Source organism: Flavobacterium sp. AED, assembly GCF_000812945.1.
Taxonomy (GTDB): domain Bacteria; phylum Bacteroidota; class Bacteroidia; order Flavobacteriales; family Flavobacteriaceae; genus Flavobacterium.
On the sequence record NZ_JSYM01000001.1, the window covers coordinates 303,501 to 316,414 of the forward strand.

The 12,914-nt window shown below is 33.4% G+C and carries 17 protein-coding genes; 4 read left to right on the forward strand and 13 right to left on the reverse strand.

Annotated elements, in window-relative coordinates; all coding sequences use genetic code 11:
* Positions 1–46: 46 nt before the first annotated feature.
* From OA85_RS01350 to OA85_RS01390, 9 genes are all read right to left on the reverse strand, one after another.
* Positions 47–817 carry a TerC family protein gene (locus OA85_RS01350; protein ID WP_039107612.1) on the reverse strand — a complete coding sequence of 257 codons (771 nt, stop codon included), beginning with the start codon at positions 815–817 and terminating at the stop codon, positions 47–49.
* A gap of 39 nt (positions 818–856) precedes the next feature.
* The gene (locus OA85_RS01355; RefSeq protein WP_039107613.1) at positions 857–1,231 is read right to left on the reverse strand and encodes a hypothetical protein; all 375 of its coding nucleotides are present in this window, start codon (positions 1,229–1,231) and stop codon (positions 857–859) included.
* Positions 1,232–1,296: 65 nt separating this feature from the next.
* On the reverse strand, positions 1,297–1,875 hold the full coding sequence (locus OA85_RS01360) for a DUF1572 family protein (RefSeq protein ID WP_039107614.1): 579 nt from the start codon (positions 1,873–1,875) through the stop codon (positions 1,297–1,299).
* Between the two features lie 2 nt (positions 1,876–1,877).
* Positions 1,878–2,450 (reverse strand): pentapeptide repeat-containing protein, encoded by a 573-nt coding sequence (locus OA85_RS01365; protein ID WP_039107616.1) that lies wholly within the window; start codon positions 2,448–2,450, stop codon positions 1,878–1,880.
* A complete protein-coding gene (locus OA85_RS01370; RefSeq protein ID WP_039107618.1) occupies positions 2,450–2,671 on the reverse strand; it encodes a DUF6095 family protein in 222 nt (73 codons plus the stop codon). The genes OA85_RS01365 and OA85_RS01370 overlap by 1 nt, the downstream gene beginning before the upstream one ends.
* 10 nt (positions 2,672–2,681) lie before the next feature.
* On the reverse strand, positions 2,682–2,984 hold the full coding sequence (locus tag OA85_RS01375) for a Dabb family protein (RefSeq protein WP_039107621.1): 303 nt from the start codon (positions 2,982–2,984) through the stop codon (positions 2,682–2,684).
* 6 nt (positions 2,985–2,990) lie between these two features.
* Positions 2,991–3,803 carry an N-acetylmuramic acid 6-phosphate etherase gene (murQ, locus tag OA85_RS01380; protein ID WP_039107622.1) on the reverse strand — a complete coding sequence of 271 codons (813 nt, stop codon included), beginning with the start codon at positions 3,801–3,803 and terminating at the stop codon, positions 2,991–2,993.
* Between the two features lie 182 nt (positions 3,804–3,985).
* Entirely contained in the window at positions 3,986–4,654 is a 669-nt protein-coding gene (locus OA85_RS01385) for a ZIP family metal transporter (RefSeq protein ID WP_039107623.1), read from the reverse strand.
* A gap of 92 nt (positions 4,655–4,746) precedes the next feature.
* Positions 4,747–5,511 (reverse strand): bifunctional 2-polyprenyl-6-hydroxyphenol methylase/3-demethylubiquinol 3-O-methyltransferase UbiG, encoded by a 765-nt coding sequence (locus OA85_RS01390; RefSeq protein ID WP_039107625.1) that lies wholly within the window; start codon positions 5,509–5,511, stop codon positions 4,747–4,749.
* A gap of 69 nt (positions 5,512–5,580) precedes the next feature.
* Between OA85_RS01390 and OA85_RS01395 the strand changes: the two genes are divergently transcribed.
* Both OA85_RS01395 and OA85_RS01400 read left to right on the forward strand, forming a co-directional pair.
* On the forward strand, positions 5,581–6,771 hold the full coding sequence (locus OA85_RS01395) for a class I SAM-dependent RNA methyltransferase (protein WP_039107627.1): 1,191 nt from the start codon (positions 5,581–5,583) through the stop codon (positions 6,769–6,771).
* A 58-nt stretch (positions 6,772–6,829) separates the two neighbouring features.
* The gene (locus tag OA85_RS01400) at positions 6,830–7,066 is read left to right on the forward strand and encodes a hypothetical protein (RefSeq protein ID WP_039107628.1); all 237 of its coding nucleotides are present in this window, start codon (positions 6,830–6,832) and stop codon (positions 7,064–7,066) included.
* 222 nt (positions 7,067–7,288) lie between these two features.
* Here the strand turns inward: OA85_RS01400 and OA85_RS01405 are convergent, their stop codons facing one another.
* The 3 genes from OA85_RS01405 to rlmD are packed head-to-tail and all read right to left on the reverse strand — an operon-like array spanning position 7,289 to position 10,085.
* Positions 7,289–8,104, reverse strand: coding sequence for a DUF6048 family protein (locus tag OA85_RS01405; protein WP_039107629.1), 816 nt, complete (start codon positions 8,102–8,104; stop codon positions 7,289–7,291).
* Positions 8,076–8,615 (reverse strand): DUF6452 family protein, encoded by a 540-nt coding sequence (locus tag OA85_RS01410; RefSeq protein ID WP_039107630.1) that lies wholly within the window; start codon positions 8,613–8,615, stop codon positions 8,076–8,078. Before OA85_RS01410 ends, OA85_RS01405 begins: the two co-directional genes overlap by 29 nt.
* 57 nt (positions 8,616–8,672) lie before the next feature.
* Positions 8,673–10,085: a 23S rRNA (uracil(1939)-C(5))-methyltransferase RlmD gene (gene rlmD, locus OA85_RS01415; protein ID WP_039107631.1), complete on the reverse strand. Its 1,413-nt coding sequence runs from the start codon at positions 10,083–10,085 to the stop codon at positions 8,673–8,675.
* A 336-nt stretch (positions 10,086–10,421) separates the two neighbouring features.
* Here rlmD and OA85_RS01420 point away from each other — a divergent pair, with 336 nt between their 5' ends.
* Positions 10,422–11,006, forward strand: coding sequence for a DedA family protein (locus OA85_RS01420; protein WP_039107634.1), 585 nt, complete (start codon positions 10,422–10,424; stop codon positions 11,004–11,006).
* Between the two features lie 35 nt (positions 11,007–11,041).
* Here the strand turns inward: OA85_RS01420 and OA85_RS01425 are convergent, their stop codons facing one another.
* Positions 11,042–11,485: a hypothetical protein gene (locus OA85_RS01425; RefSeq protein WP_039107636.1), complete on the reverse strand. Its 444-nt coding sequence runs from the start codon at positions 11,483–11,485 to the stop codon at positions 11,042–11,044.
* Positions 11,486–11,771: 286 nt separating this feature from the next.
* Between OA85_RS01425 and OA85_RS01430 the strand changes: the two genes are divergently transcribed.
* Positions 11,772–12,827, forward strand: a complete 1,056-nt coding sequence (locus OA85_RS01430; protein WP_039107638.1) for a sensor histidine kinase KdpD — start codon at positions 11,772–11,774, stop codon at positions 12,825–12,827.
* Positions 12,828–12,914: the final 87 nt, after the last annotated feature.

Genomic DNA, 12,914 nt, shown 5'->3' on the forward strand with positions numbered 1-12,914 from the left:
AAAAAAAGCTCCCGAAAAGGAGCTTCTTTATCAAAAAATAGTTTGATTACTTATTTTTCTTCATTTTCATATTCAATACTTCAACTAATAAAGAGAAAGTTATAGCAAAATACAAATAGCCTTTTGGTACTGGTGTAACATGATTTCCAAAGATTAAAGCATTAGATAAATGAGCACTTTCAGTAAGTAGCATCATTCCAATTAAAATTAAAAAGGATAATCCCAGAATTTGAATAGACGGGTGTTTGTTGACAAAATTCCCAACAGGAACAGCAAATTGCATCATAATTAATACTGAAATGACCACTGCCGTAATCATGATATAAATAGCACCTTCAACACCATTAGTCATACCTACCGCAGTAAGAATACTGTCAAAAGAGAATACTAAATCAATCATAATGATTTGTAAAAGCACATTTTGAAATGATTTTGTAGCCGCTTTGCTTAATTCTTTTTCTTCATGTCCTTTTTCGTCTACTTTCTCCCGAATCTCATTTGTACTTTTATAAATTAAAAATAATCCTCCTAATAACAGAATGATACTTTGACCCGTAATTCCCGCAGAAAACCAACTCAAATCGATACGAAACCAAGGTTCTTTCATTTGAATCAATAAATTAATTCCAAATAAAAGTCCAATTCTCATAAACATTGCAAGAAACATTCCCACTTTGGTAGCTTTTTTGCGTTGTTCAACGGGTAATTTTCCAGTAGCAATCGATATGAAAATAATGTTGTCTATTCCTAATACAATTTCCAAAAAGGTCAATGTTAATAAGGCAATCCAAGCATCGGGATTTAAAAATACTTCCATTTTATTTAGTTATGATTTGTAAGTTTTAATTTGAAATTATTAATCAGCAATCTTGGTGACAGTCCCTTTTTGTTTCGTGTCAATACCAACCATTCCAAATTCAAAGGTATAGGAATTTTTTGATGTTGTCAAAATTTTCATGTCGATTGCCTTTTCTTCGGCCATGTTTTTGGGATGTAATTTCTGCAAAATATACTCACAATCATTCACCCATCGAATCGAAGCAGTGTCTGTTTTTCCTTCAAATGTTTCAATTTCCAGGCTGTCATTTCGCTCAAAAACGGTTGTTTTTTTTACGCCATTAACTTCGTGTTCAAATTTGAATTTCCCGGTTTTAAAATCCTTGCAATTGCGCTCCACATTGTAACATGACATTAGTAACAGTATTGGGAGAAGAAGTATTATTTTTTTCATTTCTTTAGTGCGTTTATTTTTGATTTTTTAAGTTTCATCAATCTTGGACAATACGATTTGGTTAATTATTTCGATAATCGTTTCAATTCGTCATCCGTAAAATTCTTGATGCTTTTTTCTTGTGCAAATTTAGTAGCATTGTAACTATCAGATTTATTTTTAGGAATAGATAAACTTTCCCAATCGCTATTCTTTAATTGTTTGGCATAAAATACGATTTGTCCAACATGATATGGATAATGAGCCAGTTGTCTGTTGATGGCTTCCACAACCGTATGACCTTCATTTCTAATATATATTATTTGTGAAAGTTGTTCGGGTTGTAATCCGTTTAAAGCATCAAATAAACAATTCCAACCTTTATTCCAAGCATTTAAAACAGCTTCTTTTGATTCCAAATCATTTTCAAACTCTCCATCGCGGTGGCGCCATTCTTTCTCTCCATCGCTAGTCAGGAATTCTGTCCAACGAGAAAGCATATTTCCCGAAAGATGTTTTACTATCGTGGCAATGCTATTCGTATCTTCATTTACACCCACAAAAAGTTGCTCTGGTTCGAGTTGTTCCATCGCTTTTTCTCCGAGCGTTTTATAATACAAAAACTGTTTTTTTGCACTTTCAAGATAGAGAACACTTGTTTCCATAATTACACAATTTTAATGTCGTATTTGTCCAAAAGTCCAATGATTCCTTGTGTAGAAAATTTGGCTTTTTTCATGGGATTGAATTCGGGATCAATTTTAAAATTAGTTGCTTTTGAAAAATCGGCCCCGGCTAATTGGGTATTGTTAAAAATAGCACCATCCAAGTTACTGTTGTCAAAAATGGAACTCGTAAGATTGGTTCCAACAAAACTTACCTCTCTCAATGCGCAGGAATTGAATTTTGTCTTTGGCATCTTTTTATTCGCAAATGATGAATAATCCAAAACGCATTCTTGAAAATTGACATTAAACAAGAAATCGTCGCATTCCTCAAATTGAATACCCAGTAATTTGCAGTTTTTAAATTGTATTCCTTTTAAGCTTGTTCCTGATAATTTGGTCATCGCCAGATTACAATCTATAAATTCGCAATCCATGAAACTACTATATGAGAAGTCACTATTTGATAAATCGCAGTTTTTAAAAACGCAATCTTCAAATTCTCGGTTGTTTACTTTTTTATCGACGTAAACAATTTTTTCAAATGTTTTTTGAACGTGAATTAGGTTTTCCATTAGTCATTAAATAAGCTTTTCATAATTGTTTTTAATCCCAAATACATCAGAAACATGGCGGCAAGACAAGCGATAATTCCTATTGCTAAAACTAAATAATGCCATATATTTTGTTGATTCATAAAGGCATTATAAATCACCGCAGGACCTATAAATAGCAACGGTAAAGCACCTGCTAAATATTTAATTCCTTTGGATAATAGTTCTTTGTTTGTTGCCATAATTTAATAATTAAAATTCATAATCCACACAATATCTCAAATCTCTAATTTTACCTATCCATTCAGCAACAACATTATGTGTTGGATGATTTTGGTATTTTTCTAATGTTTCAAACGAATTAAAATAGGAGTGTAGAACGGCATCAAAGTTTGAATATTCACTTTCAATATTTAATCCTACCCGTATTTCAACTATTTCAGGAATATCCTTTTTTAAACCTTCAAGTCTCTCTTTTAGAATAATTGCATTTTCGGCTTTGCTTTTGCCTTCTGCAAAATCTTTTAATTTCCACATTACTATATGGTGAATCATCGTTGTTTATTTTTTAAAATTATCAACAGCTTTCCTTACACTTCCGTGTTTTTTTAATAATTCGGCACCTTCTTCATAGGAAACAGGAATTTCTCCCATAATCATTTTCACGCCACGATCGACCAGCTTGCTATTGCTCAATTGCATATCGACCATTTTGTTGCCTTTCACTTTTCCCAGTTGAATCATGGTGGCGGTAGTAATCATATTCAGTACCAGTTTTTGTGCTGTTCCGGCTTTCATACGGGAACTTCCGGTTACAAATTCTGGTCCCACAACCACTTCGATAGGGAATTTTGCAGTTTGCGAAAGAGGACTTCCTGCATTGCAAGAAATACTTCCTGTGGTTATATTGTTCTCGTTGCAAGTTTGCAATCCTCCAATAACATAAGGTGTTGTACCTGAAGCGGCAATTCCTACAACGACATCATTTTCATTTATATTGAAAGCTTTCAAATCAATCCAAGCTTGTGTTGCGTTGTCTTCGGCATTTTCTACGGCTCTACGAATGGCGGTGTCGCCACCGGCAATAATCCCAATTACTAAATCGAAAGGAACGCCAAATGTTGGTGGACATTCTGAAGCATCAAGAATTCCCAATCGTCCTGAAGTTCCTGCGCCAATGTAAAATAATCGGCCGCCTAATTTCATTTTGGCAACGATTTCAGTCACTAAATTTTCTATTTGTGGCAAGGCTTTTTCAACGGCAAGCGGCACGGTTTTGTCTTCCTGATTGATATTAGAAAGCAATTCTTGAACCGACATTTTTTCTAAATGGTCGTATTTTGAGGATTGTTCGGTGGTTTTTGTAAAAGTCATTTTTTTGAGGTTCTAAGTTGCAAAGATTCAAAGTTACAAGTTTTATAGGAGGGGACAATTCATCAGTAATCCCCGATTATTTTGCGTGAGGGATAGCAGCGGAAATCCTTTTTATTTTTTCTTTAAAAATAAAAAGATTGCAGCGAATAGCCCGACCGCCTTTTCGGCGGACACGCCCAAACTCAAATAAAATACGCCAAGGCAATTCCTAAAATTATCATCGAAACTTTGGCAATATTGAACTTGTGTCCTTCGCTGGTTTCAAAAATAATAGTGGATGAAATATGAAATAAGATTCCTATTACAATGGCTGTGATTTCAGTATAATATACGTTTAAGATGGGCATGTAATCAGACAAAAATGTTCCTAACGGTGTCATAATTGCAAATGTTACCATGAAGAAAAGTATCGCTTTTTTATCCAGACTCGCATTGATGAAAAAGGTAGTCAATATTATGGCGATTGGTAAATGATGAATGGCAATTCCTACCGCTAAATCATGGTGATGGCTTACGGGAAATCCTTCCAGAAAGGCATGAATGCAAAGACTGATGAACAGTAACCACGGGATTTGAGTCATTATTTCATGTCCGTGAACGTGACCGTGTTCAGCACCTTTGGAGAAAAATTCCAATATGATTTGAAACAAGATTCCCAGCATGATGAAAATCCCAATTTTTGGATTAGCGCTTTCGTAGACTTCGGGTAATAAATGCATTACCGTTAAAGAAAGTAAAAAAGAACCGCTAAATGCCAATAAAAGCTTTAAGTTGGTTTTGTTTTTTGGTTTTAAAATCAATGCGATGATATATCCTATAAGTACGGAAAGTAAAGGTAAAAGATAATTCATATTTTTTGTTGAATCGTTTATTTGTTTATTCGTTTAACCGTTTAATTGTTAATCTGTTACTCGATTAAACACATAACCGATTAATCGATCAACTATTTGAAAATCATGATTAGTCGTTCACTATCTGTTTTGTGGAATTTTTTCAATTTGTAATCGCCAAAAATATCCAATAAGTAAATTCCGGCTTCTTCCATTAATTCTTCAAAATCTTTTAGCGTAAGCGCTTTAACTTTTTCGGTAAAATGAAATTTTTGACCTTTGTCTTCAAAGTCAATTTCTTTGTAAATATGACCGTCTTTTAGATAGCGTTTGATGTGAAAATCGATTCCTTCGACAGTTTTTGTTTCTTCTGGAACTAATGTTTCCAGGACGTGAGCAACATTCATGAAATCAATCACGGCAAAACCATATTCCGAAAGGCTTTCTTTGATGGCTTTTAATGTGGTTAAATTGTCTTCGTCATTTTCGAAATAACCAAAACTGGTAAATAAGTTGAAAATGGCATCATATTTTTCTTCAAAAGGTTCGCGCATATCGTGAACTTTGAAATGTAGTGTTTCATTAGTGTTTTTTGAAGCTTCAGCAATACTGTTTTCAGATAAATCAGCGCCAAGTACATCAAATCCTAATTGGTTCAAATAAATAGAATGGCGGCCTTTGCCGCAAGCTAAATCTAATACTTTTGCTTTTTCAGGAAGATTAAGATAATGGGTAAGATTATCCATAAAAACCTGGGCTTCTCTGTAGTTTCGTTCTTTGTAAAGAATGTGATAATAAGGAGAGTCAAACCAAGAGGTATACCAGTTTTCAGTTGATTTCGGTTGATTTTCAGTTGGTGGATTTTGTGCTGCAGACATTTATTCTTTTTCAATTAATTCGATTGATGCAAATTTAGTGTATTTTTGCACCGAATACTTGATTTTACAATGGAAAATAATTATAAAATGATTGCCAAAACCTTTTTTGGTTTTGAAGAAATATTAGCGAAAGAATTGCAAATGCTTGGTGCACAAAACGTGGAGCAAGGTGTAAGAATGGTGAGTTTTAAAGGAGATAAAGGGTTTATGTACAAAGCAAATTTAGCGTTGCGTACCGCTTTGAAAATCTTGAAACCTATTTATTTTTTCAAGGCAAATAATGAACAGGCTTTATACAAAGGCATTTCGAGTATGAACTGGTCTAAATTATTGAATGCCAATCAGACTTTTGTGATTGATACAACAGTGCATTCGGAATATTTTAATCACTCGGAATTTGTTTCCCAGAAATGTAAAGATGCAATTGTCGATCAGTTCAGAGAAAGAACTGGTCAGCGACCAAGTATTGATAAAGTACATCCTGATTTAAGAATCAATATTCACATCGATAAAGACCAAGTTTCTGTTGCACTGGATACTTCCGGGAATGCATTAAATCAACGTGGGTATAGAACCGCTACTAATATTGCTCCTATAAACGAGGTATTGGCTGCAGGAATTCTATTGCTTTCCGGTTGGGACGGTCAAACTGATTTCTTGGATCCAATGTGTGGTTCCGGAACATTTCTAGCTGAAGCGGCGATGATTGCCTGTAATATTCCGGCAAACATCAATCGTAAAGAATTTGCCTTCGAAAAATGGAATGATTGGGACAATGATTTGTTCGATGCTATTTCTGATAGTTTGTTGAAACGAATTAGGGAGTTTCATTACACTATAAAAGGCTATGATAAAGCACCAAGTGCGGTTCAAAAAGCGAAAGACAATATCAAAAACGCTAATCTTGATGAGTACATTACTATCGAAGAAAAAAACTTTTTTGATACTGAAAAAACTTCCGAAGGGAAATTGCACATGGTTTTCAACCCGCCGTATGATGAGCGATTGGATATTCACATGGAAGAATTCTACAAAAGTATTGGCGATACCTTAAAGAAAAATTACCCAGGAACAAATGCTTGGTTAATCACGGCTAATCTGGAAGCTTTGAAATATGTTGGACTAAAACCTTCAAGAAAAATTAAACTTTTCAATGCTGGTTTAGAAGCACGATTGGTAAAATACGAAATGTACGAAGGAAGTAAGAGAACCAAATTTCAGGTATCAGAAAGCAACGATCAGATTTCAGATATTAGTTAAAAAGTAATCAGATAGTTTTGATTTTAAACTTTTTCAAACCTTAAACTTTAAACAAAAAATGACCAAATTACAAGTACGTGCATTTATATACCAGTTAGGTTGTTTTGCCATATTATTTACATTATTTAGATATATAGTGGCACATTACACTGCTTTAACTGGTTTTTTTGTTCCTTTAACGGCGTTTGCTATTGGAACACTTTTATCTCCAAAATTTCAAGCGGTGAAAACTAAAGACGGCGAGAAATTATTTATGAAATGGATTTTCATAAAAGGACTTCGGGTTATTGGATAGTTGTAAAAATTATGTTTTTACTTTAAAAAATATAATAATTAGAGCATTCTTAAATGAACTTACATTCCTTATATGGTTTAAAATCCGCACCATATAAGGAATGTAAGTTCATTTAAGTAAAAGTCACAGTATATTTTTATTCATTTTACTCAAAACAAAAAAATATCGCAAAGAGAATACTGTTGGTTTTCTTTGCGATATTTTTTTATTCTAAATTCGTAATTATTTCTTCTCTACTTTTTTAGTAACGACTGTAGCTGTCTTTTTCTTGTAAAAAGGGATTAAATAAGTAACGGTATAATTTAATCCTACTCCAAAAGTACCATTATAAGTTCTGTTAAAGCCCGGAATGTATAGGTTGTCAAAATTATCTGGTTTTTTATTAGAAACTAAAGTATTCAAACGAAGGCTGAAACCCACAAACACATTGTTAAAAACTTTAGCTTTTACTCCTGCTACAACTTCAATCCAGCTTGCGGTTAATCCATTGTATTTTGCCCCGGATGTTATTGCTGGTACTTCACCAAAATAAGGATTTGCATTGTAGATTTTATAAGTATTTAATTGTTGGCTAAAACTACTCACGCCATATCGCATTCCTATCGAAATGATATTTTCCATATTCAGCCAGTTTTCATAACCATTGTAATCAAAACCTACTTTTAGATATGTCCCTTTTGCAGTGGTATTCAATCGGTCGTCATCGGTTGTTTTATTTTCGTTTCCAACTTCGGCCGCCAAAAAATATTTTTTTGTCAATCTATAATCGCCGACTAATTCTAAGCCTTTGTAGTTTTTATCATAAAAAGCACGCGTCAATTTGTATAAATCAACACCTACACGGAAACCATAACGATCCGTTTTTACAAGGGTATCGTTCTTTATTTCGGTGGCGTTTTTTTTAACTATAGGTTTTGGAGCTTCAGGGATAACTCCGTCCATTTTTGTTTTTTGAGTTGCATTAGTCTCTTGGGCTTGAGCCAAGAATATAGACAACATGAGGCAAAAACTAAAAAAATATTTTAATGTGTGTTTCATTTTCGTTTTCTATATTACTTTTTTCAACCGAGATGTATTTTATCCATTTTGTATCTGGAACCGTAGCGTCAGTATGTGTATAAGGATTTGCGGTGTTTAAAGTAAAAAGGGTTTTAAAACCGCATGCTCTTGATACAAAGACTTCTTTTCTCGTATAATCAAATTTGATATTATCTTCATTAACGAATACAGGATTAGCATTTCCATAATTTAAGGTAAAGCTATAACTGGTCGTATCTTCGTTTGTTTTCAATGGAATCGAAATCGTACTTCCGCTGGTTAGGTATTTAGAATCATCTGTAGCAGTGGCATTAAAAATAATTCCATCAGTCATTCCTGCGCCCACAACTTTCAACTTCGTCACGGTTTTTAAAACGGAAGGATTGTCGTAATCATAAAAAGTGATTACAAGTCTGGGTGTTGTAGGAGTATTTGCATCGCAAATATCATCTTTCTCACAACTGGAGAAGAATAGCGCTATAGCGAATACCAATAAAATTATTTTTTTCATATTTTTTTAATGAAGATTTTTGATTGCAGTTTATTAAAATCTGCGATCAAAAATCAATTATCGTCTTTCCAAAAGTACAACATTTTCAACATGATGCGTTTGTGGAAACATATCCACAGGACGTACTCGAGTCACTTTGTATTTCTCATCCATCAAAGCCAAATCACGAGCCTGAGTTGCCGAATTACAACTTACATAAACCACTTTTTCAGGAGCAATTTTCATAATTTGTTCAATTACGTCTTTATGCATTCCATCTCTTGGCGGATCTGTAATAATTACATCAGGATGACCGTGTTGAGCAATGAAACTATCGTTAAAAACGACTTTCATATCTCCTACAAAGAACTCACAATTCGTAATTTCATTACGCTCTGCATTCAATTTTGCGTCTTTAATTGCTTCAGGAACACTTTCCACACCGATTACTTTTTTTGCTTTTTTCGAAACAAACTGAGCAATAGTTCCCGTACCAGTATATAAATCATAAACAATTTCATTACCGGTAAGACCAGCAAAATCTCGTGTTATTTTATACAATTCATACGCTTGGTCGGAATTGGTTTGGTAAAAAGATTTCGCATTAATGCTAAATTTCAAGCCTTCCATTTCTTCCAGAATGTAATCTCTTCCTTTGTATAATTTAATATCGGTGTCGTATAAAGTATCGTTGGCTTTATTGTTCACCACGTATTGAAGCGAAGTAATTTGCGGAAATTTCTCGTAAAGATGATCGAGAAGCAATTCTCTATTGGCTTTGTCATTCTCAAAAAACTGAATCAAAACCATGATTTCTCCAGTCGAAGCTGTACGCAACATCAAAGTTCTAAGCAATCCTTCGTGTGCTCTTGGATTAAAGAAAGTCAAACCATGCTCATTAGCAAAAGCTCTCACTTCATTTCTAATCGCATTCGATGGATCTTCCTGCAAATGACATTTATTGATGTCAAGGATTTTATCCCACATTTTCGGAATGTGAAAACCAAGCGCGTTTCTGTTTCCTAAATCTTCCGTGCTGTCAATTTCTTTTTCAGTTAACCAACGGCTGTTCGAAAACGAAAATTCCATTTTGTTTCTGTAAAAAAACTGTTTTTCCGAACCAAGAATCGGTTCAAATTCCGGAAGTTCTATTTTTCCAATGCGCTGCAAGTGATTTTTTACTTCATTTTGTTTATAATACAACTGTTGGCTGTATTTCATATTCTGCCATTTACAACCGCCACAAACACCAAAGTGCTCGCAAATAGGTTCCACACGATGCTCAGAATATTCATGAAAATGAACTGCTTTTCCTTCGTAATAGGCCTTGCGCTTCTTGAAAGTCTGCACATCAACCACATCACCCGGAACCACATTCGGGATAAAAACTACTTTACCATCGGGAGCCTTTGCTACCGAAACGCCTTTTGCACCAGCATCAAGGACTTTTATTTGATGAAAGACAACTTTGTCTGTATTTTTCTTTGCCATAGCGCAAAAATAAGCGTTTGAATGGTTTTATAAATTCAAATTGAGAAATATTTTCATTCTTAGGTGTTTTTTATTTAAGCCCAATCCCTCTTTCCGTTACAAACCAGCAATCCCGCAAGCTGCAACAATACATTATTAAAAGAGCTTTAGTTGGTCTCAATTGCGAGTTTTTGGCTGTAATCGGGGGCAGGAGGAGTTATGGTTTTATTATAAACAATGCATTGATTCTAAGTCTAAGTTTTAGTATTCAGTGTAGTTTTAAAATATAATTTTAATTATAACTAATTGATTAATAGCGTACTATTTAGTAAATTTGAGTAACTAAAAAAGGATGCTATGTTTAGCGAAGTCATTTCACAGAGTCCTATAAGTTATTTAGGAATTTTTATTTGGTTTCTTTTCTTGGACCAATTAACTCCCATTCCTGAAGAAGTAACCTTGTTATCCATTGGCTATATTGCAGAGCACCATTTAATTAATCCCTATTTTGCAGGTTTAGCAGCATTTCTGGGGGTTACCATTATTGATACGGTCTTTTATTGGCTTGCCTATTCTGGGAATAAATTGATTAATCGTTTTAAAAATAGCGTCAGTGAAAAGCTGCAGAAGAAATACCTAAAAGGGCTAAAAGAGCATCATGTTCGGACGATATTGCTCTTAAGTTTTATTCCTAAAGTGCGATTTTTTAGTCCTATTTTTGCAGGAATGTTTCGGGTGAAATGGCAAACTTTTTTTGTTGTCAATGGCATTGGGACCATTATTTTTATAATAGTCTATATTGCTCTCGGGATGTTATTTCATAGCAGTCTGGAATACCTTTTAAAAGAAGTCGAACTACTCCGACACTCCATTTTTATTGTATTTATGGTTGTTATAACCATTGTCGTATTTTTTAAATTTCGACGTAAAACAATTCACTAAAGTAACCAAGTTTAAATCCTTGAGATGAAATACAATTATTGTTTTTGCTTAATTAATTCGTAGTTAATTATCGTGGGTAAGTAGAAACATAAATCGGCAGTGATTTTTCCAAGTATGATTCCTAGAAAATAATTTCCGGTTACTATTGGCATCCAATACATACAAAACGGACGAATAATGAAGAAATCTAAAATAGCAGGATAACCAAACTCTAATACCAAATTTTTCACCAATAAAAGCGTTTCTTTTAAAGTGGTTTTTTGACCAAGTTCTTGGTTTTTTTTAGCCATTTTTTTATAAGATCTAGCAATTATGATTCCATAAAATGCCAAATATTCCGCAAATGTAATTAAATATGCCGTAGTCAAACCGCTAAGGATTCTACTGAATTGTGAGCTGAGCAATGCAGAACTTGTGGCCGCTAATTCTGCATATTTGTATCGGTCAAACCATTCTTTAAAATTTGCTTTATTAAACATTGGGGAAGTATTTATTTAGAGGTATTAAAAAAACTCTTTTATTTATTGGTGTTTGTAGATTTTTGATTTTTATCGGGTAGCAATTGAATTACATCTTGAAGTCTGCAAAATTAAGGTTTTTTTGTTGGTAAACCCATTCCGAAAAATAGTTGTTAAAGAGTAGTAATTTCAAAGATAAGTGCTTTCATGATTTTAAAATTTTTATTATTAACGCAAAATTAATTGTACGAATTTTATACTGTCATTTTTAAGCATATCTTTACATTTCCAATGAAAAGACTATTATATGGAATTGTATCGTAAATTATCAAAAATTAGTTTTCTTAAAAACAGTTATGCATACAAATTCCTTTTTGTTACGTTCCTAGGGATTCACATTCCATTGATTGGATTGCTATTTTTTGTTTTATATGGAAAACAGTCAGCTTCACCTCATTCGATTGTTGTTTTTACATTAATCATGACTTTACTGGCCACAGGAATTACCTTATGGGTATTGAAAAAATTGATAAAACCGATTGAGTTAGCTTCAAAAGCATTGGATGCTTACAGAAGTACCAGAGTGGTATCTGAGTTGCCAATAACCTTTAAAGATGAAGCGGGTTTGTTAATGGCACATATTCAGGAATCAATTGCAGAAAACGAAAAATACATCAATGATAAGCAGGATTTAGTGTATTTACTTTCGCATGATTTGAGAAGTTTTGCGGGCAACTCCCAGTCATTGGCTAAACTTATAGTAGAAGAATATCCATCAGATTCCATTCCAGAATATGCTGATTTGATTTGTCAATCTACAGAACAGCAATTTATTTTCATTGAAACTTTTATAAAACTCATTAAAGATGAAGATGAGATTTCAAAAAAAGTAATGGATACTAAAAACCTTCAGATGAGCGTTGTTCTTTCTCATGTAGGGGAACAAGTCGCACAGAAACTGGCAAATAAAAAAATCAAACTGATTACGACTATTGAAGTTGAAGAAGCTTTTCTAAAAATAGATGAAGATTTATTGATTCGGGTTTTAGTTAATTTAATTGATAATTCTATAAAATTCTCCCTTTCTGAAAGTGAAATAAAGGTTAGTGTTCATTTGAATAAAGAGCGATTAGCTTTTGTTGTTTCTGATTCGGGAATAGGTTTCAATCCAAAATATAAGGAAGAACTTTTCAAAAAATTTACCAATAGAAGCAGATTAGGAACGGCTAACGAACCTTCAACCGGAATAGGATTGTATTTATGTAAAAAAATTGTCGAAAAATATCAAGGGGTACTCTTGGCCGAAAGTGAAGGAGTAAACAAAGGCGCTGTATTTTCAATTTTCTTTAAGAATAGCAATTGATTCCGGTTGAACTTTAAATTTTCGTTAAAAAACGCAATTTCTGAAATCATTTTTTTGATAAAAGAACTAAATTTGAGTAAACTAAAA

What these genes read in the sequence shown, in the direction of transcription:
- OA85_RS01350 (WP_039107612.1), bottom strand. Translation starts at nt 817, where the DNA reads ATGGAAGTATTTTTAAATCCCGATGCTTGGATTGCCTTATTAACATTG.
- OA85_RS01355 (WP_039107613.1), bottom strand. Translation starts at nt 1,231, where the DNA reads ATGAAAAAAATAATACTTCTTCTCCCAATACTGTTACTAATGTCATGT.
- OA85_RS01360 (WP_039107614.1), bottom strand. Translation starts at nt 1,875, where the DNA reads ATGGAAACAAGTGTTCTCTATCTTGAAAGTGCAAAAAAACAGTTTTTG.
- OA85_RS01365 (WP_039107616.1), bottom strand. Translation starts at nt 2,450, where the DNA reads ATGGAAAACCTAATTCACGTTCAAAAAACATTTGAAAAAATTGTTTAC.
- OA85_RS01370 (WP_039107618.1), bottom strand. Translation starts at nt 2,671, where the DNA reads ATGGCAACAAACAAAGAACTATTATCCAAAGGAATTAAATATTTAGCA.
- OA85_RS01375 (WP_039107621.1), bottom strand. Translation starts at nt 2,984, where the DNA reads ATGATTCACCATATAGTAATGTGGAAATTAAAAGATTTTGCAGAAGGC.
- murQ (WP_039107622.1), bottom strand. Translation starts at nt 3,803, where the DNA reads ATGACTTTTACAAAAACCACCGAACAATCCTCAAAATACGACCATTTA.
- OA85_RS01385 (WP_039107623.1), bottom strand. Translation starts at nt 4,654, where the DNA reads ATGAATTATCTTTTACCTTTACTTTCCGTACTTATAGGATATATCATC.
- OA85_RS01390 (WP_039107625.1), bottom strand. Translation starts at nt 5,511, where the DNA reads ATGTCTGCAGCACAAAATCCACCAACTGAAAATCAACCGAAATCAACT.
- OA85_RS01395 (WP_039107627.1), top strand. Translation starts at nt 5,581, where the DNA reads ATGGAAAATAATTATAAAATGATTGCCAAAACCTTTTTTGGTTTTGAA.
- OA85_RS01400 (WP_039107628.1), top strand. Translation starts at nt 6,830, where the DNA reads ATGACCAAATTACAAGTACGTGCATTTATATACCAGTTAGGTTGTTTT.
- OA85_RS01405 (WP_039107629.1), bottom strand. Translation starts at nt 8,104, where the DNA reads ATGAAACACACATTAAAATATTTTTTTAGTTTTTGCCTCATGTTGTCT.
- OA85_RS01410 (WP_039107630.1), bottom strand. Translation starts at nt 8,615, where the DNA reads ATGAAAAAAATAATTTTATTGGTATTCGCTATAGCGCTATTCTTCTCC.
- rlmD (WP_039107631.1), bottom strand. Translation starts at nt 10,085, where the DNA reads ATGGCAAAGAAAAATACAGACAAAGTTGTCTTTCATCAAATAAAAGTC.
- OA85_RS01420 (WP_039107634.1), top strand. Translation starts at nt 10,422, where the DNA reads ATGTTTAGCGAAGTCATTTCACAGAGTCCTATAAGTTATTTAGGAATT.
- OA85_RS01425 (WP_039107636.1), bottom strand. Translation starts at nt 11,485, where the DNA reads ATGTTTAATAAAGCAAATTTTAAAGAATGGTTTGACCGATACAAATAT.
- OA85_RS01430 (WP_039107638.1), top strand. Translation starts at nt 11,772, where the DNA reads ATGGAATTGTATCGTAAATTATCAAAAATTAGTTTTCTTAAAAACAGT.